The sequence below is a fragment of the Streptomyces sp. NBC_00878 genome, from assembly GCF_026341515.1.
In the GTDB taxonomy this organism is placed as follows: domain Bacteria; phylum Actinomycetota; class Actinomycetes; order Streptomycetales; family Streptomycetaceae; genus Streptomyces.
On the sequence record NZ_JAPEOK010000002.1, the window covers coordinates 176,417 to 200,104 of the forward strand.

The following is a 23,688-nucleotide window of genomic DNA, read 5'->3' on the forward strand; positions in this document are numbered from 1 at the left end:
GGCGGGTGAAGACCCTGCTCATCGACAATTATGATTCGTACACGTACAACTTGTTCCAGCTGATTGCCGAGGTCAACGGCGAGGAGCCGGTGGTGATCCTCAACGACACCCCGGCCGACGACGTTCCGGATCTCCGGGGCTTCGACAACGTGGTGGTGTCCCCGGGACCGGGACACCCCGCCCGGCCACGCGACTTCGGTATCAGCGCCACGGTGCTGGCCGAGTCCTCGATTCCCGTCCTGGGCGTCTGCCTCGGACACCAGGGCATCGCCGCGGGCGAGAGCGCCCGGGTGACGGCCGCACCGGAGCCCCGGCACGGGCATCTCTCCAGAATCCGGCACACGGGCGAGGGCCTGTTCAGCGGACTCCCGCAGGACTTCACCGCGGTCCGCTACCACTCCCTGTCCGTACGGGAACCGCTGCCGGCGAGCCTCAAGGGCACCGCCTGGGCCGAGGACGGCGTCCTGATGGGGCTGCGGCACCGCACCCGGCCGCTGTGGGGTGTGCAGTTCCACCCCGAGTCGATCCTCACCGAGTACGGCCACCGGCTGTTCCTCAACTTCCGCAGCCTCACGGCGGCCCGGCGTCGCGGGGTCCGGCTGACCAAGTCCCGTACCCGACAGCCCCTTTCCGAAGGCAACACCTCCACGGTGTTCGTGCCGCGCCCCCGGCGCTCCGCGTCCGTCGGACACCGACTGCACACCCGTCGGATCGCGACCGCCGTGGACACCGAGGCGGCCTTCACCCGGATGTGCGCCGACGCGCCCAGGGCGTTCTGGCTGGACAGCTCGCGGGTCGAGGAGGGGCAGTCCCGCTTCTCGTTCTTCGGCGACGGCACCGGCCCGCTGGCCGAGTTCGTACGGTACGACGTCGAGTCCGGGGTGTGTGAGGTCGAGCGGCCCGGGCGGCCCCCGCGCAAGGTCCGGGCCGGCGTCTTCGACTATCTGAAACGGCAGTTGGCGACCCGCCGGGTGGACGCGGGCGAGCTGCCCTTCGACTTCACCGGCGGATACGTCGGCTACTTCGGCTACGAGCTGAAAGCCGACTGCGGCTCGCCGAACCGCCACCGGGCCGACACCCCGGACGCCTCCTGGCTCTTCGCCGACCGGCTGATCGCGGTCGACCACCAGGACGGCTTCACCTACGCCGTCTGCCTGGCGGAGAACACGCCGCAGGGCACGCGGGACGCCGCCGACTGGCTCGACGGCGCGGTGGCGCAGCTGAGCTTCGTGTCGGCGGCCGGGCCCGCCCTCGCCCCGCCGACCGCGTCCGAGTCGGACCTGCACGCCGCCGAACCCTGGCTGGCGCGCGACCGCGAGACCTACCTCGCCGACATCGAGGCATGCAAGCGCGAGCTGAACGCCGGGACGAGCTACGAGATCTGTCTGACCAACGCCGCCGAGTTACCCGCGCCACCCGACCCGTTGGCCTACTACCGGGTGCTCCGGCGCATCAACCCGGCGCCCTACGCGGCCTTCCTGCGGTTCGGTGACCTGACCGTGGCCGGCGCGTCCCCCGAGCGGTTCCTGCGGATCACCCGGGACGGCGTCGCCGAGGCCAAGCCCATCAAGGGCACCGCGCCCCGCGGCGACCGGCCGGAGGAGGACGCCCGGCTGCGGGACTCGCTCGCCACGGACGCCAAGACCCGCGCCGAGAACCTGATGATCGTCGACCTGCTCCGCAACGACCTCGGCCGGGTCTGCGAGACCGGAACGGTCCGGGTGCCGCGCCTCATGGCCACGGAAACCTACGCCACCGTGCACCAGCTCGTCTCCACCATCGAGGGCCGCCTGCGCGCGGGCACGGACGCCGTGGACTGCGTACGCGCCTGCTTCCCCGGCGGCTCGATGACCGGAGCGCCGAAGCTGCGCACGATGGAGATCATCGACTCGCTGGAGACCGCCGCCCGCGGGGTCTACTCCGGAGCCGTCGGCTATCTCGGGTGCAGCGGTGGAGCCGACCTCAACATCGTCATCCGCACCGCCGTCCTCACCGGCGGCCGGATGCACCTGGGAGCGGGCGGCGCCATCGTCCTCGGCTCCGATCCCGAAGCGGAGTACGACGAGATGCTGCTGAAGACCGCCGCGCAACTGCGCGCCCATCGCGAGTCCACGACCGCCGAGCCGGTCACCCTGCAGGAGCAGATCCGATGACGCCCACGACCGCCGCCCCGAGCCCCACCGACACGGCCGGTGCCACCGACAGCGAGGCCGGGAACCTGGCCTCCGGGCTGGCCGCACTGGCCGAGGGGCAGGGCTGGACCGACCGGCCCGCCTTCCACCAGGGCCACCGGGCCTGGACCCATGGCGAGGTCCACGACCTCGCCGCCCGCGCCGCCAGCGTCCTGGCCGACCACGGTGTCTGCCCCGGCGACCGGGTGCTGCTCGCGCTGCCCGACTCCCTCGCCTGGGTGACAGCGTTCCTGGCCACCGCCCGGCTCGGCGCGGTCGCGGTCCTCGTCAATCCCGAACTGCCCGCGGCCGACCACGAGTTCATGGCCGAGGACGCCGGGGCCGCGCTGTGCGTGACCGGGCCGGGCCTGGAGGGCCGGTTCGCCGGCCGGACGCGGCTGGGCGCCGACCAGCTCGTCGCGCTCACCCGCAGTGCGCCGCCCACCACCGACGCCAACCCGGCCGGGCCGCGCACCCCGCTCTACATCCAGTACACCTCCGGAACGACCGGCACCCCCAAGGGAGTCGTGCACTGCCACGGCGACCCCGGGACGTATTACGAGCTCATCGGCGACCGGCTGCTGCGGATCACCCCGGACGATGTCACCCTCTCGGTGTCGAAGCTGTTCTTCGCGTACGGCTTCGGCAACGCCTTCGTCTTCCCGCTCTTCTCGGGGTCCTCCGCCGTACTGGTCGACCGGCGCCCCTCACCCGCCGCCGTCGACGAACTCGTCGCCCGCCACCGGGTGACCCTGCTCTACTCCGTCCCCTCCGCGTACGCCGCCCTGGTCGCCGACCGAGCCGACGGACACGCCGCCTGCTTCGCCTCCGTACGCGCGGCGGTGTCGGCCGGTGAAACCATGCCCGCCGGACTCGGCGAGCGCGTCACCGAACTGCTCGGCGCGCCCGTCCTGGAGCAGATCGGCTCCACCGAGGCCGGGCACGCCTTCTGCGCCAACAGCCTCGACGCCAACACCCCCGGCACCGTCGGCCGCCCGGTCCCCGGCTTCGAACTGGAGCTGCGGGACCGCGCGGGACACCCGGTGCCGGACGGCTCGGAGGGCGAACTCTGGGTCAAGGGGCCGACGTTGACGCCCAGTTACCTGAACCTGCCGAAGGAGACGGCACGCGTCCTCGTCGACGGGTGGCTCAACACCCGGGACCGCGCGTGGCGCGAACCGGACGGCACCTACCGGCACGTGGGCCGCACCGACGACATGGAGCAGGTCGGCGGCATCACCGTCTCCCCGCTGGAGGTGGAGACCGTACTGCGCAAGCATCCGGCGGTACGCGAGGTAGCCGTCGCGGCCGTCACCGACGACCGTGGCGCGACCGCTCTGCGGGCCTACGTCGTCATCGGCGTGTCGGCCAAGACCGCCCCCACCTTCGCCGCCACCAGGTCCGGCCTGGAGTCCGAACTCATCGGCCTGGCCCGCGAACACCTCGCCGCCTTCAAGGCCCCCAGAACCGTCCACGTCGTGCCCGCACTGCCCCGCACCCCGACCGGGAAGCTCCGCCGCCACCTCCTCCGCCAGGGCGCGTGGTGAGCGTGTCCGTGACCGCGAACACCCCAGAAAGGAAAGGGCACATGCCACAGCCGCAGTCCCTGTTCTCCGATCGTGGGTACTACCTGGGCCCCGTGTTCCAGCAGGCCGCCGCCCGGCACGGAGCCGTCCCGGTCACCCTGGACCGGCCGCTGGACGTCAACCCCGAGCTCGGACTCGACCTGAGCTATCCGGTCCTGGCCGCCCTGGTCGAGGACCTGTCCGGGCGGCTGTGGGAGGCCGGTGTCCGGCCCTCCGAGCAGGTCGTCGTCCACAAGACGGACAACGTCGACATCGTCCTGCTGACCTGTGCCGTCTCCCGGATCGGCGCCGTCCCCGTCCTGCTCTCACCGGGCCTCCAGGGCCACGTCGTCGGCCGGCTCATGAAGCGGCTCCGCGAGCCCTGGCTGGTCACCGACCGGGCGAAGCTCACCGGACGCCTCAAGGACATCGAGGTCGACCGGCTCGTCCGGCAGACCCTCTCCGTCGACGACGCGCCCGGAGCGGTCCCGCTGGACAAGTACGCGGGCGCCCCACCGCACGGACCCGTCCGGCTGCACCCCCGCGAACCCGCGCTCATCACCCACAGCTCGGGCACGACCGGCACCCCCAAGCTCGCCGTGCACTGCCCGAACACCATGTGGAACCGGCTCGTTCCGCAGAAGGCCATGGGCTGGCCCACCCGCGGCGAGACGGCCGCACTGCACATGTCCTTCGTCCACTCGCGCTTCTACCATCTCCTCGGCGTGCTGCTGCACTTCGGCAGCCCGCTCCTGTTCATCACCGACCCCGAACCCGCCGCCGCGGGCCCGCTGCTCGCCCGGCACCGCCCCGGCATCGTCGAGACCCACCCCAACACCTTCGTGCTGTGGGAGGAGTTGGCCGACGCCCCCGGCGCACCGCTGGCCCGCGTCCGCTCGTACGGCAGCACCTTCGACGCGATCCACCCGCGCACCGTGCAGCGACTGCTCGGCGCCTCGAACCGGCGCTCGCCCTGGCTGATGCAGCTGTACGGGCAGAGCGAGACGGGTCCGGTCGCTTTCCAGTGGTACACGCGCCGCGGCGCTGCCCGGGCGGACGGCCGCCGGGTCGGCATCGGCATCCCCGGCTTCACCCGCGTCCGGATCGCCGACAGCGTGGGACGGCGTGCCCGGCCCGGGACACCGGGCCGCATCGAGGCCCGCACCAGGGGCCGCATCCTCACCTACCTCGGCGCCCAAAAACGGTACGACCGTCAACTGGGCGACGGCTGGTGGCAGATGGGCGACATGGGGTACCGGAACCGGTGGGGCGCGCTCTATCTGATCGACCGTGAGATCGACCAGATCGACTCCGTGCACAGCAACCTGGAGATCGAGGACACGCTGATGTCCCGCCTCGACGAACTGCGGGAGGTCGTCATCGTGCCCGGCGTCGACCGCGAACCGGTCCCGGTGGTGTGCGTGCGGGGCGAACAGCCCCTCGACCTCAGGCGCTGGCACGAGGCCACCGCCGACCTGCCCACGATGGCCGACCCGCGGCAGTGGCGGTTCGACGAACTGCCGATGACCTCCACCTGGAAGGTCAAGCGGGTCGAGATCACCCGCATGCTCACCGAGAGCGCGACCGCCACCGCCGGCGCCACAGCCGCCGCCACCGCCGAGCATCCCGGCGGCGCCTGACGTGAGCCCTGTCATCGTCGTGGGCGCCGGACCCGTGGGCATGTCGGCCGCACTCGGCCTGCGCGCACACGGACTCCCGGTCACCGTCCTGGAAGCGGACCCGCAAGGACGCGAACGGCCGGGCAGCCGCGCCCTGTTCGTCCACAAGGAAACCCTGCAACTCCTCGAAGGAATGCGCCCGGGCCTGGCCGCCCACATCACGTCGTACGGTCGGACCTGGCTGACCAAACGCACCCTGTACCGGGGCCGCGAGGTGTACGCCAAGACGTTCCCGCCGCCCACCTTCCCGCCGCCCTTCACCAGTCTGCGCCAGGTGGACACCGAGCGGTTCCTGCGCTCCGCCTGCGAGGCGGCCGGAGTGGACTTCGCCTGGGGCGCACGCGTGACGGGCGTCAAGGTCACCGACTCCGGGGTCGCGGTGAGCAGCGGCGACGGGCGCGGCTGGACGGCCACCCACGTCATCGCCGCCGACGGTGCCCGTTCGGCGGTCCGGCGCGAGCTGGACATCCCCATGGAAGGCACCCGTACGGACGGCTTCCACGTCGTGGTGGACGTGTCCGACATCCCCGGCGCCGACCTGCCGCTGGAGCGGGTCTTCCACTACGAGCATCCCGGCGTCGGCGGCCGCAGCGTCATGCGCGTGCCGTTCACCGGCGGCTTCCAGGTCGACCTCCAGTGCGGGGGCGACGACACGCAGGAGTCCCACGGGACCGAGGAGGCGGTACGGCGATGGCTGCCCGCGGTCGTGGGGGAGGGGTACGCCGACCGGATCCTGTGGGTGTCGACGTACCGCTTCCTCCGCAAGGTCGCGGCGGCCTTCACCGACGACGAGCACCGCGTACTGCTCGTCGGCGAGGCGGCCCACCTCTTCCCGCCCTTCGGCGCCCGCGGCATGAACAGTGGCATCGCGGACGCGGCTGCGGCAGCGACGGCCGTGGCCACCGGCACGACGGAGGCGGTCGCGGAGTTCGCTGCGGCCCGGCGGACGGCGGCCCTGTTCAACAGCGCGGCGGCGGGCACGGCCCTGGACCATTTACGGCCCAGCCGTCGGATCGTACGGGCGAAACAGCGGGCGGCGGCGGCCCTGGCACCCGTGCTGCCGTGGTGCGGGGCCTGGTTGGAACACGCCCCGTACGGACCCAGGCACGGATCACCGGCGAGCGCCGGCCGGAAGTACTGACCGGAGCACCTGAAGCACCGGCCGTACTGACGGACGTACTGAGAGGAGAGAGTTTCTTTGATGACACAACCGGCAACCGCAGAGGGGCTGTTGGCGTGGATGCCCGGCCGTGGGCTGATCGCCGGCCTGGCGGCCGACACACAGCTGCTGGTCGCGGACTCCTGGCTGGTCCGGGACGGGCAGGTGCGCGCGCTCGACCGGCACCGGGAGCGGTTCGTGCGGGCCTGTGGCGACATCGGAGGTCCCTCTCCCGATCAACTCGACGAGTTCTGGCGGGACATGACGGCCGCGCTGCCCCGCACGGGATCGTGGTTTCCGCGCGTCGAGCTCGTGGCCGGCTCCCTCCAGCTGCGGCTGCTCCTGCGGTACGCGCCGCCGCTCGGCTCGGACGTACGCGTGTGGGCGGCGGGCCAGCCGGACCCGAGAACGGTGCCGCGCCGCAAGGGACCGGATCTGGACGCGCTGGCCCGGGTCCGGCAACGGGCAAGGGGACAGGGCGCGGAGGAGGCGGTGCTGATCGCCCCGTCCGGTCTGGTGCTGGAGGCGGCGACCTCCAGCGTGCTGTGGTGGGAGGACGACACCCTGTGCCTGCCTCCGCAGCAGCTGCCGATCCTGGCCGGTGTCACCACGGGCCTCATCCAGGAACGGGCCCTGCACAGCGGGATCCGGATGGCCCACTGCGAGCGGACCCTGGAGCAGCTCGCCGACCGGGAGGTGTGGCTGGTGAACGCGCTGCACGGAATCCGGCCGGTGGCCGGCTGGGAGGGCCGGCCGTTGGAAGCGGGTCCACACGTCTTCGCCAAGGAATGGCGGGAATGGCTGGACGGCCTGATGGAACCCCTGCCGGCCGACTGAACCAAGATATGAAGAAAAGGTTCGCGCCGGACCGGTTTCATTCGGCCCGGCGCGATTACCCATATCCGGATTCGGTAATTCGATTCAGTAATTCTTGGGGATCACTTCTTGCGGATCGCTCAGGCCTTCTCAGTGGTCGGCTGATAGGCGCCCGGAACCATCCGGGTGGCGATGGCGATGCGGTTGTACGCGTTGATGACGGTGGCCGCCCAGATCAGTGCCGCGATCTGTGCCTCGTCGAAGACCGCGGCCGCCTCCGCGTAGACCGCGTCCGGGACGTGACCGTCGTGCACCAGCGTCACCGCCTCGGTCAACGCCAGCGCGGCGCGCTCCCGTTCGGTGAAGAAGGGCATCTCCCGCCAGGCGTTCAGCGCGTACACGCGCTGCTCGCTCTCGCCCTGGGCGCGGGCGTCCTTCGTATGCATGTCGAGGCAGAACGCACAGCCGTTGATCTGTGAGGCACGAATCCGGACGAGCTCGAGCAGCTCCGGCTCGACCTTGGCGTCCTGCGCCGCCAAAACGGCCGCGCCATGCAGCGCGCCCATTGCTCCGGACACGTCGGGGGTTATTTTCTTGAGGGCCACGCGGGGTGTGGATTCAGTCGTGGGCATGGGGCGACTCTAACCGTCTTACGGGCTCTGCGAAACGGAAACAGTGCGAATAGCCGTGGGGCGATTTCGTCGATTTCCGGGGCGGGCGGCTATCGTGCGGCCATGACCGGATCCGCAGAGCGTCCGCTGCTGTTCCTCGATGTCGATGGCCCGCTCATCCCCTTCGGTGCGGCACCGGGGCAGTACCCGGACGGGTATCCGACCTACGGGTCGGACTCGCCGCGGCCGGAGGTGAATCCGCTCCTGGTCAGGATCAACCCCGAGCACGGCCCCCGCTTGGCGGCTCTGCCGTGTGAGCTGGTGTGGGCCACGGCCTGGATGGCCGAGGCCAACGAGGTCGTCGCACCGTTGCTCGGTCTCCCCGAACTGGCCGTCGTGAGCTGGCCCGAGCCGACCGACGCGGAGGCGGAACGGGACGCGCGGCGTGGGCTGCACTGGAAGACCCGTGCCCTCGTCGCCCGGGCCGCCGGCCGTTCGTTCGTCTGGGTCGACGACGAGATCACCGACACTGATCGGGCCTGGGTCTCGGCACACCATCGCGGGCATGCCCTGCTGCACCGGGTCGACCCCCGCCAGGGCCTCACGGACGCGGACTTCGCCGTACTCGACGAGTGGCTGTCCGCCGAATCCGCGGACGGGACGCGGCGCTCGTGACTCCGGCGCGACGGGCCTCCACGTGCCGGAGTGATCAATGCGTCGTTTAATGAGGAAGTCGGAAATGTCTCTTCGCGGGAGCAGCCCATGTCGCGCACCCGGTCGAGTACGAACGATGGTCCGGGGAAGACCGGGCGGCTGCGCAGGCTGGGGGAGTGGTGTGCCCGGCACTTCGTGATCGTCATCGTGGCCTGGCTGGTCGTACTCGCCGCCCTGCAGGTGCTGAACCACTCCTTCGGCGGGGACTACTCGGACGACTTCTCGCTCACGGACTCCCAGTCCTACAAGGGCCAGCAGGTCCTGAAGCAGCACGATCCGACGGCGGGCGGCTACAGCAGCCAGATCGTGCTGCGCGACGACAAGCAGTCGCTGTCGTCGGTGAGCTCGCAGATGAGCCAGACGATCACCGACCTGCAGAAGCTGCCCCATGTGCTCGCGGCACAGAACCCGTTGACGGCCTCGTCCTCGCAGCAGTCCTCGGGACAGTCCCAGCCGCAGAACGTCGGCCCGCTGTCCAGCGACGGGAAGACCGGCTACATCACCGTCCGCTTCGACGTGCAGCCGTCCACGCTGGGTGACTCGTACCTCGACGGTGTGGACAGCTCGGTCCAGTCACTGAGGACCGCGGGAGTCGACGTCGAGTACGGCGGCCCGCTCGGCGAACTCGCCAGGCCCGCTCCCGACGACCGGGTCAGCGAGCTGATCGGATTCGGCGTGGCGATCGTCGTCCTGCTCGTCGGCTTCGGCAGCGTGTTCGCGGCGGGCATCCCCCTGCTGACCGCCCTGATCAGTGTCGTGGGAGGGCTGGCCTGCCTGGGTCTGCTGGCTGCGGTCTTCACCTTCGCCACGGTGTCCCCGACGCTGGCCACCATGATCGGACTCGGCGTCGGGATCGACTACGCGCTGTTCCTCATCACCCGCCACCGGCAGAACCTGATGAACGGCGACGATCCGGTCCGTGCGGCGGGACGGGCCACCGCCACCAGCGGCCGGGCCGTACTCGTCTCCGGCTGCACGGTGATCATCGCCCTGGCCGGACTGTCGGTCTCCGGAGTCTCCTTCATCGCCAAACTGGGTGTCGCCGCGGCCGTGACGGTCGTCTCGGCCGTCGCCGGCGCGCTGACCCTCGTCCCCGCCCTGCTCGGACTCATCGGCCACCGCATCGACCGCTATCGAGTGCGCCGCCCCGTCGCGGAGACGAACGCCGCTCCGGGCGAGCCCGTCACAGGCACCTGGCACCGCTACGCCCAGCGAGTGGAACGGCGTCCCTGGTGGTTCCTGGCGGGCGGGACCGTCACCGTCCTCGTCCTGGCGATCCCGCTGCTCTCGATCCAGCTCGGCCACATCGGTGACGGCGCGGACCCGAAGTCCTTCACGGACAGACGGGCCTACGACATCATGTCCGACGCCTTCGGCCCGGGCTCCAACGGCCCGTTGACCGTCGTCATCGACCAGACGTCCGTGCCGTCCGACCAGCGTTCGTCGCTGGCGTCGCAGGCGCAGAAGTCGCTCACCGACGTGCCCGGCTCGGCCACGAGCACACAGCTCACGCCGACCCAGGACGGAGACGTGCTGGTCGCCACGGTCTACTCCAAGGAGTCCCCGCAGAGCGCGGACACCACCGACCTGACGAACCGCCTGGTCGACGAGACCCTCCCCCAGGCGGTCTCCGGCACCGACGCCAAGGGCTATGTCACGGGCACCACGGCCGCCCAGGTCGACTTCCGCGACATCGTCGCGGAGCGCCTCCCGCTGATCATCGCCGTGGTGGTGGCCCTGGCCTTCCTCATCATCCTGATGGTCTTCCGGGGCCTGCTCGTCGCGGTCAAGGCGGCGGTCCTCAACGTCCTGTCCATCGCCGCCTCGTACGGCGTGGTCGTCGCCGTCTTCCAATGGGGCTGGGGCGGGCCGGCGCTGGGCGTGTCGGGGAAGGTGCCCATCGAGAGCTATGTACCGATGATGATGTTCGCCATCATCTTCGGCCTCAGCATGGACTACGAGATCTTCCTGCTGTCGCGCGTCCACGAGGCCTGGCGGCGCACTGGAGACGCGAAGGCCAGCGTGGCCCACGCCCTGGAGATCACCGCGCGCGTCATCACCTGCGCCGCCCTGATCATGATGAGCGTCTTCGCCGCGTTCATCGTGAGCGACAACATCGTCGTCAAGATGCTCGGTCTTGGCCTCGCCGTGAGCGTGCTGATCGACGCGACCGTCGTACGCCTGCTCCTCGTTCCGGCCGTCATGACCCTGCTCGGCCGCCACGCCTGGTGGACACCCCGCTGGCTCGACCGGATCATGCCGCACGTGGACCCGGAAGGGGACCACGACTGAACCGCACGGCCGACCCGGCGGGCCCCCGGGGTCACGCCTCTCCCGGGCCGGAAAACAGGGTCGTGATCAAGTCGAAACATGGTGAACTGGTGAAGGATTGACGGGAGTTGTGAAAGGTGGCAAGAATGCGGATCACTGCACTTCGCCGTGTCTGAAGCGAGCGAAGTGACGTGAGTGGTCCGGTCGCGCACGCTCTCGTTGCGTCCGCCCGCGTCGGCCACCCGCATTCAGCCACCTCCCACACATGTCGATTCCGTAGAGGCTCACCTTGTCGCGTTCGCAACAAACCAGGACTGCGGCTGCCCTCGCCGCGTCCGCTGTCCTCGCTGTCGCCGCCACGCCCGTGCTCGGGGCCGGCGTCGCAAGCGCCACGTCCGGCGGGACGTGTCAGTCAGCCACTGTCCAGTACCGCATCGTCGGCGCCGACGGAGGCGTCGTAGGCGCCGACTGGACCTCGCAGGGCGGATTCCACTCCTGGGACACCGTCCCCGGGCCCGTCGAGGTCCGGCTCGCCCCCGGACAGAAGGTCGGAGAGGGTTGCAAGTACCCCGTCTCCCTCGCCGAATACACCACCGAGGGGCCGAACTGGCTGTCCTCCGGCCGCCAGACCATGGTGGACAAGGCCACCGTCTACCTCACCGACGCGGATGTGGCCGGCGATGACGGCGAGAAGCGGTCCTGGCAGAAGCTGGCCGTGAAGCTGCCCGACTGCTTCGGCCAGATCGACCTGTACGGCTCCGACATCGCCTACGACGGCAAGTCGGGAGAGGGGCACGGCCCCGCTCCCTACCAGCCCGACGGCGTCAACACTCCGTACAACCTCATAGCGGCGTGGAACGGAGGCGAGAAGGAGTGCGCCGATGCCCCCTCGGACTCGCCCACCCCGACTCCGACCCCGTCGGAGCCCACCCCGTCGACCCCCGCGGGCAGCACACCGCCCGCCGAGGAGACGACTCCGGCGACCACTCCCAAGCCCTCCACGACGCCGACCACGACACCGGACGTGCCGCCGCTGGAGTCGACGCCGCCCGCCGGCTCCGGTTCGAACCCGTCGCCCAGCGACAGCTCGCCGCCGCTGGCGGAGACGGGCGCCGGCGCGCCGGTCGGCCTGATCGCCGGCGGTGCCGCCGTCGTGATCGCCCTGGGTGCCGGGGCAGTGTTCGCGGCCCGCGCGCGCCGCTCGTGACGGACGCGTACGGGATCATCCTCGTGCGGTAGCGCACACCCGCGGCTCCGCCTCCCGGACGGCACCATGCGTGCCGCCGGGAGGCGGAGCTGTTGTCCGAGCGGCCCCGGCACCTTCAGGGGGCGATCAGGGGGCGATGCCCACGCCGCTGATCCGGCTCCAGGACTTCTCCTGGGCGGCGCTCATGGCAGGCCAACGCAGCCCGCCCGGACGGGGGTTGACCCGCGTGGCGTAGGAACCGGGGTAGAAGCCCGGGTCGTAGAAACAGCCGGTGCCGTACTTGCTGTCGAACGCGCCGCAGGACGCCGCGAGCGACTTCGGCGTCGGCTTCTCTCCGGTGCGCACCCACGTGTCCAGAGCGGAGATCGAGTTGGCGTACTCGGAATTGCTCAGCCCGCTGTGTTCGTTTTCCCGGGTGAAGGACTGCACCAGTCGCTTGTCCCGGTGCGCGCCCCGAAGGCTGTCGCGGTAGGCCGCCTCGTGCTCGATGAACGCCGTCGGATCGTCGATGGCGTGGAGAGTGAGCACGGGAATCGAGACCTTGCCCGTGAGGTCACTGTCGTACGACAGGTCACGAACGGCGGTCGGATCCGCGGCGAACCGTTCGACGCCCGCGTTGAGAGCCTCGTCGTCGTGGGAGCCGGAATAGCGAACGCCCTCGTTACTGAACGGATTGCGCCCGCCGAGCCGGTTGTGCACGATGTCGCGGAAAGTGAACGTCGCGAAGCGCAGATGGGATTCCAGGGTGCGCTCCGGAATTCCCGTGACCGCGAGGATGTCGTCCAGATTGCGCTGCTGCAGAGCGGTCCGCTCCCCGGCGGGGGACTCGAAGCCCGTGCATTCCTGCAAGCGGGCCCGCAGCCCCGCGCTCGTCATGGTCGAGGTCGCGCGCAGCCCCTCCCACAGCGGGTACTGGGGCTCGGAGGGACGAGGGTGGTTCTGGCAGTAGTACTGATAGACCACACGCAGGTCCACGCGGTAGTCGTAGCCGCGTGAGCCGCCGCCGAGTACGCCGTTGGTGAGCAGGGCGCCGTCGTACGGGCCGTGCTTCTTCGCGCCGTACGTCTCCACGACCTTCGCGGCGACGTTGCCGCCCCAGGACTGACCGTGCACGTAGGTCCGCCTCGGACTGTCGAACTCCTCGACGAACAGGCGGCGCAGATTCTCCGTGTCGGCGGCGGCCATCTGGGTCCCGTATCCACCGCGGCGATACGACGAGCCGGCCCACGCATAGCCTTCGTCCACCATCACCGACCAGCGTTCCAGATCGCCGATGCTGCGCTCCGGGTCGGATTCCGCACCGAGGTCGGGACCTCCGTGCGCGTGCATCACGAGCGAGCCGTTCCATTCCTTGGGGACGGCGATCGCGTAATAGGCGCCGTTGGAATCCTGCCCCGTGTAACAAGTGGCCTTTCCGGTCAGCGTGGTTGGACACTCCACGGAAGTCGGCCCGCTCGCAGCTGTGGACGTAGAAGCGGACGTAGAAGCGGACGCAGAAGAGGAGGCCGACGTCGGTCCGGCGAGTGTGCCGACGAGAATCCCCGCGACGCCCGCGGCCACAGCGGCACGGCGGCGTCGAAGTCCTTTGGCCCCATCACGGATGTCACGGATACTCGGCGTTCCGAGTCTCGGCCGTTCCATGGGCGTACTCCTTGTCCTTATCGCGCACCGTTGCGCGGCGGGGCCGATGTTAAGGAGAGACCGGGCGGAAAACCCATGGCTTGATCGTTGCGTTCATAGTGTTCATTCGGCGGTGCCCGCAGGCTGACCGGCGGCTGACCGCGGTGGGTCAGCGCAGATGGCGTTCGAAGAAGTCCATCGTCGTGTCCATCGACGCCGGCCACTGCGGGGCGAACGTGTGGTGCTCGCCCTTGTACTTCACCAGCTCGACGTCCTTGCCCGCCTTCTCGAACGCGGCGGTGGTCCGCTCCGACCAGACGATGGGGCAGCTTTCGTCGGCGGTGCCGTGGTGGATGAGCAGCGGCTCGGTCACCCGGTCGACGTAGGTGACGGGTGAGGCTTCCTTCCAGAACGTCGGGTTCTCCTCGGGGGTGCCGTGCGTCTCGGCTACGAGGGGGTCGCCGTCGCGGCGCTGGAAGTGGTCGATGTTCTCGTCCGGACGTGAGCTCACGGGGGCGAACACCACGGCCGCGTCGACCAGGCCGGGCGCGACCACCAGCGTGTTGTACACGACGCCGCCGCCCATCGACCGCCCCAGCAGCCCGATCCGGTCGCCGTCGATCTCCGCCCGCCCCGACGAGCGCAGCGCCATGACCGCGCCGATGGTGTCCTCGGTGTAGCCGAGGCGCAGGTTGACGTCATTGTCCGGGTCGTCGTCCGAGCCCGCGTGGTTGCGGTAGTCGATGTGCAGGACCACATAGCCGTTACGGGCCAGCAGATCCTGTTCCCGGGCCAGTCCGCGGCCACTGGTGTAGACGGCCGGGTCGATGTACCCGTGCGCCAGGACCAGGGCAGGGAAGGGCCCCTTGCCCCTGGGAATGTTCATGATTCCCGAGATCGTCAGCCCGTTGGCCTCGTACGTGACCGCGTACTGCGTGTAGGCGCCGGTCCGGACGCGTACCTTCCCGAGCTTGAGGTCGGAGCCCCGGTGCTCACGCTCGATCAGCCCCGGGATCGACACGGGGTTGGCCGGAGTCGGCGTAGGCGTGGGTGTCGCGCTGGGGGTCCCGCTCGTGGCCCGGGCCGACGTCGGCGAGCCCGTGGGTGCGGTGTCGCCGTCGTCCCCTGAGCAGCCCACCGCGGCCACCAGCACCAGCACGGCGGCACCACAGGCCATGCTCCGAAACCGCATACGGCCAGTATCTCCCGGATCCCGCCGCGAGGAGCGGTGACGGACGAGTTGCAGGTTCTCGACGCGAGCGCATCGAGTCCGGGCCGGGCACGGCGGCACGGCGGGACGGTCGGAGAGGGAGAGGCCACGATCCACCGACCATCCGTCAGCCGGGGACCCCGGCCGCCCCGTTGGAAGTGAAGTGGCTCCCCGTGCCGGAGAAGATGACCCCGGGTTCGGAGGGCGCCTGGTTCAGGACCCATAGACCGATCAGGGTGGCGAGCGTGAAGACGACCGCGATCAGGACCGCGAGCACGAGCCGTCGACGCCGCTCGCGGCGCACCCAGTCGCCGCGGGCCGTGCGGTAGGCGTCAGGGGCCGCGTGCACCCCGCCGGCCAACGCCTCCAGGGCCTCGCGCAGCTCTTGTTCCGTACGGTCCGGAGAGGTGTCGTTCATCGCCGGGCCTCCATCGCCTGGGTGAGGGCGGCGATGCCGCGTGCGGTGTGTGTCTTGACCGATCCGCAGGAGATTCCCATCGCGGCGGCTATCTCGCTTTCCTTCAGACCGAGCCAGTGGCGCAGGACGAGCGCTTCGCGCTGCCGGGCGGGCAGTTGCTGAAGCGCGTCGATCAGCACGCGCTGGTCGTCGTGGAGCAGGGCGGTGCTCTCGGCGGAGGCCACGACCTCGCTGGGCGGGTTCTGGACGTGTTTGCGTGCGACTTGGAGGTGGCGGATGCGCATCCGGGTCAGATTGCACACCGTGGAGCGCAGATAGGCCTCCGCTGCCTCGGCGTCCCGTAGTCGGCGCCACTTCCGGTAGATCTGGTAGTAGGCCTCGGCCACGACGTTCTCCGGGTCGTCGGCGCCGAGCAGCACGGCCAGGCGCAGCATCGAGGAGTAGTGCACCTCGAAGAGCCGGGCCAGGGCGGCTTCCCGTTCCAGGTCGACGGGATCGGCGACCGCGGGGGAGAGGGACGTTTCCTCGGGTGCCCCTTCGCGTACGCCGCCGGGGTGGGACTCTTCATCGAGGCCGAAGTCGTCCGCGACCGGCGGTCGGGCCGTCGCCGCGCGCGGGACGCGTGGCTCGGGGACGGTGGCCGGAACAGCCTGCGCCACAGTCGAGCGGGTGTGCTGTCTGCGTCTCACGGGTTGGGAGCTCCCGTCTCGGGGCGGCGCCTGACGGTCAGGCGCGACGGTAGGTCGGTGACGTCGGCGCCGCGCGGGACCCCGAGCCGTTCGAGGGCCACGGTGCCGACCAGGGCGACGACCAGATTGAGCACCAGGGCCGCGAGCCCGGCGTAGATCTCCAGCGGCCGGGTGCCGGAACCGAAGGCCACGATGGACGAGAACCCCTCGCGCACCACCAGGAACGTGCCGGCCGTCATGCCCACGGCCCACCCGGCGAGCAGCGCCCGCGGATGCAGCCGGCCGGTGAACAGCCCGACGGCCACGGCGGGGAAGATCTGCAGAATCCATACGCCGCCGAGCAGTTGGAGGTTGATCGCGTCCTGGTCACGCAGCCCGAACACGAAGGCGACCGCCCCCACCTTCGCGGTGAGCGAGACGGCCTTGGCGATGCGTACCTGTCGTTTCGGCGTGGCGGTCGGCTGGACGTACTCGACGTACACATTGCGTACGAAGCAGGTCGCGGCCGCGATCGACATCACGGCGGCCGGGACCAGCGCCCCCACGACGATCGCGCCGAACACCAGCCCGGCCAGAGGTCCCGGCATCAACCGGTCCACCAGCATCGGCACGGCCGCCTCGGCGCCTCCCTCCGGAGCCCGTACCCCCGCCGCGAGGGCCGCGACGCCGAGGAAGCCGAAGAGCGCGAGCAGGCCCGTCCAGGCGGGCAGCGCCACCGAGACCTTGCGCAGGGTGCGCGGGCCGTCGGCGGCGAACCCCGCGGTGAGCACGTGCGGATACATCAGCAGGGCCAGCGCGGAGCCCAGGGCGAGAGTGGCGTAGGCGGGCTGCTGCTCGGGTGAGAGGAGCAGAGCGGAGTGCGCCGTGTCCGTACCGCCGAGCCGTTGCGCCGCCTGGTCGAAGAGCGGGCCGGGGCCGCCGAGCCGGTCCAGGACCAGCCAGCAGACCGCGGTGAGCGAGACGAAGACGGCCACCGCCTTGAGCGCGGAGATGACGGCGGGTGCGCGCAGTCCGTGCCGGTACGTCGCCACCGCGAGGCCCGCGAAGAGCGCCACCATCACCAGGTCGCCGGCCGCGCCGCGCGGATAGACGCCCCCGGCGGTGAGCACCGCGCGGATGCCCAGCAGCTGCAACGCCAGATACGGCATCGTCGCGAGGATCCCGGTGAGCGCGACGACCAGGGCCAGCGGCGGTGAACCGTACCGTCCACGGACGAAGTCGCCGACGGTCACGTAGCCGTGGCGGCGGGCCACCGCCCACAGCCGCGTCAGCAGGACGAAGGCGAGCGGACAGACGATCACCGTGTACGGGACCGCGAAGAAGGCGGGCGCCCCATTGCCGTACGCCAGGCCGGGGACGGCCGTGAAGGTGTACGCGGTGAAGATCGTGCCGCCCAGCAGCAGCCACGTCCACACCGGGCCCAGGCTCCGGTCGGCCAGCGCCCAGCCCTCCAGGGACGGCAGCCGGTCGGTGGGGCGCAGCCGGCGCGCCGTGACGGCGAGCAGCGACGCTCCGCCGATCACGGCGAGAAACGTCGCGGTCATGGCGGCATCCGCCATGGGTCACCGTCCTTGGTGTGCCTGTGCCCTTGCTGGAGAGTTGCGCGGGCACCCCATTCGGATGACAGAAAACCGGCGGGAAATCTTCTGGAAATTCCCTGTCAACCAGTTCCGGCCGGTTGGCAACTCTTGCACAGACCGACAAGCAGGGGGAGAGGAGCGCAGGTCATGGCACCCACGGGTCACCACCGGCTACGGCGCGTCGCGATCGCCGCACTGCTCCTCGCGCCCGCCGCGGGCCTGTTGTGGGTCCCCTGGTACGCCGGTGAGAGTCCACGGCTCGCCGGGACGCCGTTCTTCTACTGGTACCAGCTCGCCTGGGTGCCGGGCTGCGCCTTGTGTCTCTTGGCCGCGTACGCACTGACCAGGCACGACCGCCACGATCCCTAGCTCGTACGCGGCCGGTGTTCCGCGCCGCCGATCCGTACGCATCCGTACGTACCACCACACATCACCGCAGAGGTGAGGAGCCGCCATGCCCACGTCAGTCATGCCCGAATCCGGTGTCCCGGCGCCAGAAGGGCCGCCGCCCGTACGGTCCCGGATGACGCCGCGATCGATGCTGCTGTGGAGCGCCGTCGCCCTGCTCGGCGCGGTCGGCTGGGGCGTCCTCGCGCTGGCCCGCGGCGAGGAGATCTCCGCGGTCTGGCTGGTGGTGGCAAGCCTCGGCTCGTACGCCATCGCCTACCGCTTCTACTCCCGCTTCGTCGCGCGGCGCGTGCTGAAGCCCGACGACCGGCGGGCCACCCCCGCCGAACGCCTGGAGGACGGAGTCGACTTCCAGCCGACCGACCGCCGGGTGCTGCTGGGCCACCACTTCGCGGCCATCGCCGGAGCCGGGCCGCTGGTGGGGCCGGTGCTCGCGGCCCAGATGGGGTACCTGCCGGGCACCCTGTGGATCGTCGCCGGAGTGATCTTCGCCGGGGCGGTGCAGGACATGGTGGTCCTGTTCCTGTCCATGCGGCGGGACGGCAAGTCGCTCGGACAGATGGCCCGGGAGGAGATCGGCAGGGCGGGCGGGGCCGCGGCCCTCATCGCCGTCTTCACCATCATGATCATCCTGCTCGGGGTGCTGGCCCTCGTCGTGGTCAACGCGCTCGCCCACTCCCCGTGGGGCACTTTCTCAGTCGCCATGACCGTCCCCATCGCCCTGTTCATGGGCTTCTGGCTGCACCGCATCCGGCCGGGCCGGGTCGTCGAGACCAGCCTGATCGGTGTGGCGCTGCTGCTTCTCGCCATCGTCGGCGGCAGCTGGGTCCAGGAGTCCTCGCTCGCCGACACCTTCACCCTCAGCCCGACGACCCTCGTCTTCTGCCTCGTCGGCTACGGCTTCGTCGCCTCCGTGCTGCCCGTGTGGATGCTGCTCGCGCCGCGCGACTACCTCTCCACCTTCATGAAGATCGGCACCATCGCCCTGCTCGCGGTCGGCGTGATCGTGGCCGCGCCCGTGCTGCGGACCGACGCGGTCAGCGACTTCGCCTCCTCGGGCACGGGCCCGGTCTTCGCCGGGTCCCTCTTCCCGTTCCTCTTCATCACCATCGCGTGCGGCGCGCTCTCCGGCTTCCACTCGCTGGTCGCCTCCGGGACCACCCCGAAGCTGATCCAGAAGGAATCCCAGGTCCGCATGATCGGCTACGGCGCCATGCTGATGGAGTCGTTCGTCGCGATCATGGCGCTGATCGCCGCGGCCACCCTGGAACCCGGCCTGTACTACGCGATGAACGCGCCCGCCGGGCTGCTCGGCACGACGGCCGAGTCCGCCTCCCAGGCGGTGGCGGGCCTCGGCTTCACCATCACACCCGACCAACTGACGCAGGCGGCCAAGGCAGTGGAGGAACAGACCCTCATCGCCCGCTCGGGCGGAGCACCGACCCTCGCGGTCGGCATGTCGGAGATCTTCTCCGGAGTCTTCGGCGGCAGCGCGATGAAGGCCTTCTGGTACCACTTCGCGATCATGTTCGAGGCGCTGTTCATCCTGACCACGGTCGACGCCGGCACCCGCGTCGGCCGCTTCATGCTCCAGGACATGCTCGGCAACGTCTGGAAGCCGATCGGCCGGGTCAACTGGAAGCCGGGCATCTGGCTGTGCAGCGCACTCGTCGTGGCGGCCTGGGGCTACTTCCTCCACTCCGGCGCCACCGACCCTCTCGGTGGAATCAACCAGCTCTTCCCGCTCTTCGGCATCGCCAACCAACTCCTCGCCGCCATCGCACTCACCGTCTGTACGACCGTCCTCGTCAAGTCCGGGCGACTGCGCTGGGCCTGGGTCACCGGGGTTCCGCTGGCCTGGGTCGTCGCGATCACCTTCACCGCCGGCTGGCAGAAGATCTTCTCCGACGACCCGCGCGTCGGCTTCTTCGCCCAGCGCGAGCGGTACGCCGACGGCATCGACGCCGGTCAGGTCCTGCCGCCCGCCAAGACCCTCGACGACATGCACACCGTGGTCACCAACTCCACGGTCGACGGCGTCCTGATCGCCCTGTTCCTGGTCCTGGTAGCGGTAGTGATCGTCAACGCGGCCGTGGTGTGCGTGCGTTCCGTACGGTCGCCCGTTCCGCTGCCGACGACCGAGTCGCCGTACGTCGAGTCCCGTATCGACCTCCCGGAGCAGTCCGCCGAACCGCTGGCGGGAGTCCGTTCGTGAGCGTCCGCCGGTGGGCACGGGCCGTGCGCTGGTACCTGCGTGAGCTGACGGGGGAGGCGGAGTACGACCGCTACTGCGAGCGCCATCTGCGTCACCACCCGCTCGCCCCGGTACCGACACCACGCGAGTACGAGGTACTGCGCGCCCGGCACCGGGAGGACCATCCGCAGAGCCGTTGCTGCTGACCGGCAGGCGGGGAGCGGACGGCCACCGCCCGCTCCCCGCCGCCTCCCCCCGGTACCTGGCCATGGCGCCGGAGACGCCTACTCCGTACGCAGCGCCACCGCCGTACGGGCCTTGGCCGCCCAGCCCGCCGGGAGCAGCGCGCCCAGCATCGCGATCGCGACACCGGCCAGTCCCAGCAGCACCAACTGCCAGGACCCGTACACGTCGAGGACGGACGGCGGCAGATCGGTGCCCGCGGCATGTCCCATCACCGGCAGGACGAAGCCGTGCAGCGCGAAACCCGCGGGCACTCCGACCAGACCGCCGAGCACACCGATCCCGGCCACCGAGGCGAGTACGAGACTCACGGTCTGCCGCGGGGACATGCCGAGCGCCTTGCAGACGCCGAGGTCGTGGACGCGCTCCCGGGTGTCGATGACGACGGAGTTGAGGACCCCGAGGCCGGCCACGGAGACCAGCATGAGGGTGAGCAGCGCCGCCATCGACTGCAGGACGAGGACGAAGTTGTCCTGCTGCGAGGGCGAGTTGGCGACGGCGTCGCCGCCCAACGGCCGTACCACCGCCGCGAGTTGCTTCGCGTAGTCGGCGGGCGCGACACCCGGCTTCACCTCGACGAGGAACATCGCGGGCTGGGCCGCGGGAAAGTCGGCGATGTTGGCGTGGAGACGCAGGCCGCCGTTCGACGTGTCGAAGGCCTCGCCGACGATCCGCAGGGTCCGGGTGTCTCCCCGGTAGGTCACCCGCACCGAATCACCCACCGCGCCCCCGGTCCGCTCCAGGAAACCCGAACCCACGACGACCTGCCCCGCGCCGTCGAGCCAGTGCCCGGAGATCATCTCGTAGCTGCCGGGACGGGAATCCCCTTCGTAGAGGCTGGTCAGGATCGAGCCCGAAACCCCGGGCACGGAGGCCTGCGACTGCACCGTGCCGTAGTACGAGGCGGTGCCCTGCTGAGCCTTGACAGCGGCGCGTACGCGCGCCGGATCGGCGGCGTGCGCCTGGCTCCTGCCCTGTTCCTGCGGGCCGCCGGGACCGACGTTCGGTCCGCTCGCGAAGACGGTGACCGCGGCGCGATCCTCGGGATCCTGCGCCTCACCGACGGCGGTCAGGGACGCCGTCAGCCCCACCGCGAAGGTCGCCGCGACCGTACCGAAGGCCACCGCGAGCAGCATCGCGACCGTGCGGACCGGGTGCGCGAAGGGGCTCGCGAGGCCGTACGTGACCGCCCTCGGCAGTGGCAGCCGTCCCGCCGCCCGGTGCGCCCACTGGCCACGACCCGTGCGCGGAGCCCGTCCGACCGCGATCGCCTCGACCGTACGCAGCCGCCCGGCCCGCAGGGCGGGAACCAGCGCGGCGATCGCGACGACCAGCAGCGCGGCGGCCGGCACCACGACGTCCACCCACCAGGCCACCGTCAGCGACGCCGTGCCGTACGCCTGCTCGGTGTCGGCCAGGAGCGGCACGGCCAGCAGGTTTCCCAGCACCACACCCAGCGCGATACCGGCGGCGGCCGGGATCAACGCCTGGGCCACATAGGCGCGTACGACCTCACGCGGTGTGAAGCCGATGGCCTTGAGGATGCCGATCCTGCGCAGGCTGGAGCCGACCGCGCCGCTGGTCACACTGCCGACGATGATCACCGACATCACGATGCCGAGGACACCGAAGGCGATGAGGAAGGGGATGGTCGGTGCCGCGCCCTCGTCGGCGTCGCGCTTGGTCTCCAGATACGACAGGCTGCTCAGCAGCGCGCCCGACGGCACGGCCGCGGCGAGCTTCTTCCGGCCGTCGGCGATCTCCGCGTCCGTCCCGGCGGCGTCGAGGCGGTACAGCATCTGCGTCGTGAGCGGGCTGTCCGCCGACCCCAGCGCCCTGGTCTGGGCGGGGGTCGCCCAGGCTTCGGCGGTCCTGCTGACCGACAGGGCGAAGCCGACGACCGTGAGGGTCGGGCTGTTCGCGGCGTCCACGACCTCAAGGGTGTCGCCGAGCCCGAAGGCAGGTCCGGAGAACGACGCGTTCAGCACGATCTCGCCCGGTTTCGCCGCCCAGCGGCCGGACTTGAGGTCCAGATCGTCCACGTCGGCCCGCGCACCGGTCCGCCCGACGAGCGTCAGCGACGGCATCTGCCCGCCCGTCGAGTCCACCGGCCGGATCGTCGTGGAGGGGTACGGCCCCGCGCTCGCGGCAACACCCTTCTGTTCGCCGGTGGCTTTGAGCTGCGACGCACTCGCCTTGGCCGGATCGAACTGGGCTGTCAGATGGGCGCCCCGCTGCTTCGCGAAGGCCCGGTCGAAGGGCGCGTTCGCGGCGACGATCAGCGACCCGGCGACCACCGCCGAGGCCACGGCCATCATCGTGGCCACCGCGATCACCACGGTCTGCACCCGGCGCCGCCCCACGCCGGAACGGATGACCCGGCCGAGCGCACCGCCGCCGAAGCGGGTCATCGGACCGCCTCCGCACGCGTGTCGAGGGCGAGATGACCGTCGACCAGATGGATCGACCGGCTCGCACAAGCCTCGGCGAGCGCGAGGTCGTGCGTGACCAGCACGATGGTCTGCCCGCCGCGGTGCAGCTCCACCAGCAGCTCCCGTACGTCCTGGCCCGAGGCGGTGTCGAGGGCGCCGGTCGGCTCGTCGGCGAGCAGCAGCGCGGGCCGGTTGACCAACGCCCGGGCGACCGCGACGCGTTGACGCTCGCCGCCGGAGAGCCGGCCCGGGTAGGCGCGGGCGTGCTTCTGGATGCCGAGGACCTCCATGAGCTCCGCGGCACGGGCCGCCGTCTTCCGCCGTGCGGTGCCGGTCAGTTGGGCCGGGAGCTGGATGTTGTCGGCGACGGTGAGGTCGTCCAGCAGATTGAAGAACTGGAACACCATGCCGATCTGTTCACGGCGGAACCGGGCCAGCGCGTGCTCGTTGAGAGCGTCGAGCTGCCGGCCGGCCACGGACACGGTGCCCTCGGTCGGTTTGTCCAGGCCTGCGACGAGGTTCAGCAGCGTGGACTTGCCGCTGCCGGAGGGGCCCGTCACGGCAAGGGCCTCACCCTGCTCGACGGAGAGCGTGAGCGGCCCGAGCGCGGGCGTGCCGACGCTGTCGTAGCGCTTGGCCACGCCGTCCAGTTGGATCACCTGAGTCATGGGAGTCGACCGTCCTTCGGTGGCATCGGTTCG

Annotated in this window: 19 protein-coding genes; 11 read left to right on the forward strand and 8 right to left on the reverse strand. The window is 70.7% G+C overall.

Features of this window, described 5'->3' with window-relative positions; all coding sequences use genetic code 11:
* Nucleotides 1–5 precede the first annotated feature (5 nt).
* Genes pabB through OHA11_RS45330 form a run of 5 tightly spaced genes read left to right on the forward strand, consistent with a single transcriptional unit; the run spans nt 6 to nt 7,411 of the window.
* Nucleotides 6–2,153 carry an aminodeoxychorismate synthase component I gene (pabB, locus tag OHA11_RS45310; protein WP_266508193.1) on the forward strand — a complete coding sequence of 716 codons (2,148 nt, stop codon included), beginning with the start codon at nt 6–8 and terminating at the stop codon, nt 2,151–2,153.
* A complete protein-coding gene (locus tag OHA11_RS45315) occupies nt 2,150–3,718 on the forward strand; it encodes an AMP-binding protein (RefSeq protein WP_266508195.1) in 1,569 nt (522 codons plus the stop codon). Before pabB ends, OHA11_RS45315 begins: the two co-directional genes overlap by 4 nt.
* A 41-nt stretch (nt 3,719–3,759) precedes the next feature.
* Nucleotides 3,760–5,376, forward strand: a complete 1,617-nt coding sequence (locus OHA11_RS45320; RefSeq protein ID WP_266508197.1) for a class I adenylate-forming enzyme family protein — start codon at nt 3,760–3,762, stop codon at nt 5,374–5,376.
* A gap of 1 nt (nt 5,377) precedes the next feature.
* Nucleotides 5,378–6,556: an FAD-dependent monooxygenase gene (locus tag OHA11_RS45325; RefSeq protein ID WP_266508199.1), complete on the forward strand. Its 1,179-nt coding sequence runs from the start codon at nt 5,378–5,380 to the stop codon at nt 6,554–6,556.
* A 60-nt stretch (nt 6,557–6,616) separates the two neighbouring features.
* On the forward strand, nt 6,617–7,411 hold the full coding sequence (locus OHA11_RS45330; RefSeq protein WP_266508201.1) for an aminotransferase class IV: 795 nt from the start codon (nt 6,617–6,619) through the stop codon (nt 7,409–7,411).
* 119 nt (nt 7,412–7,530) lie between these two features.
* Here the strand turns inward: OHA11_RS45330 and OHA11_RS45335 are convergent, their stop codons facing one another.
* Nucleotides 7,531–8,022 carry a carboxymuconolactone decarboxylase family protein gene (locus tag OHA11_RS45335; protein ID WP_266508203.1) on the reverse strand — a complete coding sequence of 164 codons (492 nt, stop codon included), beginning with the start codon at nt 8,020–8,022 and terminating at the stop codon, nt 7,531–7,533.
* 102 nt (nt 8,023–8,124) lie between these two features.
* On the opposite strand from OHA11_RS45335, the gene OHA11_RS45340 reads away from it, so the two are divergent.
* From OHA11_RS45340 to OHA11_RS45350, 3 genes are all read left to right on the forward strand, one after another.
* Nucleotides 8,125–8,676 (forward strand): HAD domain-containing protein, encoded by a 552-nt coding sequence (locus OHA11_RS45340; protein WP_266508204.1) that lies wholly within the window; start codon nt 8,125–8,127, stop codon nt 8,674–8,676.
* An 87-nt stretch (nt 8,677–8,763) separates the two neighbouring features.
* The gene (locus OHA11_RS45345; RefSeq protein ID WP_266508205.1) at nt 8,764–11,007 is read left to right on the forward strand and encodes an MMPL family transporter; all 2,244 of its coding nucleotides are present in this window, start codon (nt 8,764–8,766) and stop codon (nt 11,005–11,007) included.
* Between the two features lie 268 nt (nt 11,008–11,275).
* The gene (locus OHA11_RS45350) at nt 11,276–12,193 is read left to right on the forward strand and encodes a hypothetical protein (RefSeq protein ID WP_266508206.1); all 918 of its coding nucleotides are present in this window, start codon (nt 11,276–11,278) and stop codon (nt 12,191–12,193) included.
* A gap of 126 nt (nt 12,194–12,319) precedes the next feature.
* Here OHA11_RS45350 and OHA11_RS45355 read toward each other — a convergent pair whose 3' ends face one another.
* The 5 genes from OHA11_RS45355 to OHA11_RS45375 form a co-directional block, all read right to left on the reverse strand.
* A complete protein-coding gene (locus OHA11_RS45355; RefSeq protein WP_266508208.1) occupies nt 12,320–13,834 on the reverse strand; it encodes a hypothetical protein in 1,515 nt (504 codons plus the stop codon).
* Between the two features lie 148 nt (nt 13,835–13,982).
* The gene (locus tag OHA11_RS45360) at nt 13,983–15,005 is read right to left on the reverse strand and encodes a S9 family peptidase (protein WP_266508210.1); all 1,023 of its coding nucleotides are present in this window, start codon (nt 15,003–15,005) and stop codon (nt 13,983–13,985) included.
* A 145-nt stretch (nt 15,006–15,150) separates the two neighbouring features.
* Nucleotides 15,151–15,441, reverse strand: coding sequence for a hypothetical protein (locus OHA11_RS45365; protein ID WP_266508212.1), 291 nt, complete (start codon nt 15,439–15,441; stop codon nt 15,151–15,153).
* Nucleotides 15,438–16,130 carry a sigma-70 family RNA polymerase sigma factor gene (locus tag OHA11_RS45370; RefSeq protein ID WP_266508213.1) on the reverse strand — a complete coding sequence of 231 codons (693 nt, stop codon included), beginning with the start codon at nt 16,128–16,130 and terminating at the stop codon, nt 15,438–15,440. The genes OHA11_RS45365 and OHA11_RS45370 overlap by 4 nt, the downstream gene beginning before the upstream one ends.
* Nucleotides 16,127–17,689 (reverse strand): sodium:solute symporter, encoded by a 1,563-nt coding sequence (locus tag OHA11_RS45375; RefSeq protein WP_266508214.1) that lies wholly within the window; start codon nt 17,687–17,689, stop codon nt 16,127–16,129. Before OHA11_RS45375 ends, OHA11_RS45370 begins: the two co-directional genes overlap by 4 nt.
* A 168-nt stretch (nt 17,690–17,857) precedes the next feature.
* Between OHA11_RS45375 and OHA11_RS45380 the strand changes: the two genes are divergently transcribed.
* The 3 genes from OHA11_RS45380 (at nt 17,858) to OHA11_RS45390 (ending at nt 20,518) form a co-directional block, all read left to right on the forward strand.
* Nucleotides 17,858–18,079, forward strand: coding sequence for a DUF3311 domain-containing protein (locus tag OHA11_RS45380; protein ID WP_266508216.1), 222 nt, complete (start codon nt 17,858–17,860; stop codon nt 18,077–18,079).
* An 85-nt stretch (nt 18,080–18,164) separates the two neighbouring features.
* A complete protein-coding gene (locus tag OHA11_RS45385) occupies nt 18,165–20,333 on the forward strand; it encodes a carbon starvation CstA family protein (RefSeq protein ID WP_323186794.1) in 2,169 nt (722 codons plus the stop codon).
* Complete coding sequence (locus OHA11_RS45390; protein WP_266508217.1) at nt 20,330–20,518, forward strand: YbdD/YjiX family protein; 189 nt, start codon at nt 20,330–20,332, stop codon at nt 20,516–20,518. The genes OHA11_RS45385 and OHA11_RS45390 overlap by 4 nt, the downstream gene beginning before the upstream one ends.
* 78 nt (nt 20,519–20,596) lie before the next feature.
* On the opposite strand, the gene OHA11_RS45395 is transcribed toward OHA11_RS45390, so the two are convergent.
* Nucleotides 20,597–22,966 (reverse strand): ABC transporter permease, encoded by a 2,370-nt coding sequence (locus OHA11_RS45395; protein ID WP_266508219.1) that lies wholly within the window; start codon nt 22,964–22,966, stop codon nt 20,597–20,599.
* A complete protein-coding gene (locus OHA11_RS45400) occupies nt 22,963–23,655 on the reverse strand; it encodes an ABC transporter ATP-binding protein (protein ID WP_266508221.1) in 693 nt (230 codons plus the stop codon). The genes OHA11_RS45395 and OHA11_RS45400 overlap by 4 nt, the downstream gene beginning before the upstream one ends.
* Nucleotides 23,656–23,688 lie beyond the last annotated feature (33 nt).

What these genes read in the sequence shown, in the direction of transcription:
- OHA11_RS45315 (WP_266508195.1), top strand. Translation starts at nt 2,150, where the DNA reads ATGACGCCCACGACCGCCGCCCCGAGCCCCACCGACACGGCCGGTGCC.
- OHA11_RS45320 (WP_266508197.1), top strand. Translation starts at nt 3,760, where the DNA reads ATGCCACAGCCGCAGTCCCTGTTCTCCGATCGTGGGTACTACCTGGGC.
- OHA11_RS45330 (WP_266508201.1), top strand. Translation starts at nt 6,617, where the DNA reads ATGACACAACCGGCAACCGCAGAGGGGCTGTTGGCGTGGATGCCCGGC.
- OHA11_RS45335 (WP_266508203.1), bottom strand. Translation starts at nt 8,022, where the DNA reads ATGCCCACGACTGAATCCACACCCCGCGTGGCCCTCAAGAAAATAACC.
- OHA11_RS45340 (WP_266508204.1), top strand. Translation starts at nt 8,125, where the DNA reads ATGACCGGATCCGCAGAGCGTCCGCTGCTGTTCCTCGATGTCGATGGC.
- OHA11_RS45345 (WP_266508205.1), top strand. Translation starts at nt 8,764, where the DNA reads ATGTCGCGCACCCGGTCGAGTACGAACGATGGTCCGGGGAAGACCGGG.
- OHA11_RS45355 (WP_266508208.1), bottom strand. Translation starts at nt 13,834, where the DNA reads ATGGAACGGCCGAGACTCGGAACGCCGAGTATCCGTGACATCCGTGAT.
- OHA11_RS45360 (WP_266508210.1), bottom strand. Translation starts at nt 15,005, where the DNA reads ATGCGGTTTCGGAGCATGGCCTGTGGTGCCGCCGTGCTGGTGCTGGTG.
- OHA11_RS45365 (WP_266508212.1), bottom strand. Translation starts at nt 15,441, where the DNA reads ATGAACGACACCTCTCCGGACCGTACGGAACAAGAGCTGCGCGAGGCC.
- OHA11_RS45375 (WP_266508214.1), bottom strand. Translation starts at nt 17,689, where the DNA reads ATGGCGGATGCCGCCATGACCGCGACGTTTCTCGCCGTGATCGGCGGA.
- OHA11_RS45380 (WP_266508216.1), top strand. Translation starts at nt 17,858, where the DNA reads ATGGCACCCACGGGTCACCACCGGCTACGGCGCGTCGCGATCGCCGCA.
- OHA11_RS45385 (WP_323186794.1), top strand. Translation starts at nt 18,165, where the DNA reads ATGCCCACGTCAGTCATGCCCGAATCCGGTGTCCCGGCGCCAGAAGGG.
- OHA11_RS45395 (WP_266508219.1), bottom strand. Translation starts at nt 22,966, where the DNA reads ATGACCCGCTTCGGCGGCGGTGCGCTCGGCCGGGTCATCCGTTCCGGC.
- OHA11_RS45400 (WP_266508221.1), bottom strand. Translation starts at nt 23,655, where the DNA reads ATGACTCAGGTGATCCAACTGGACGGCGTGGCCAAGCGCTACGACAGC.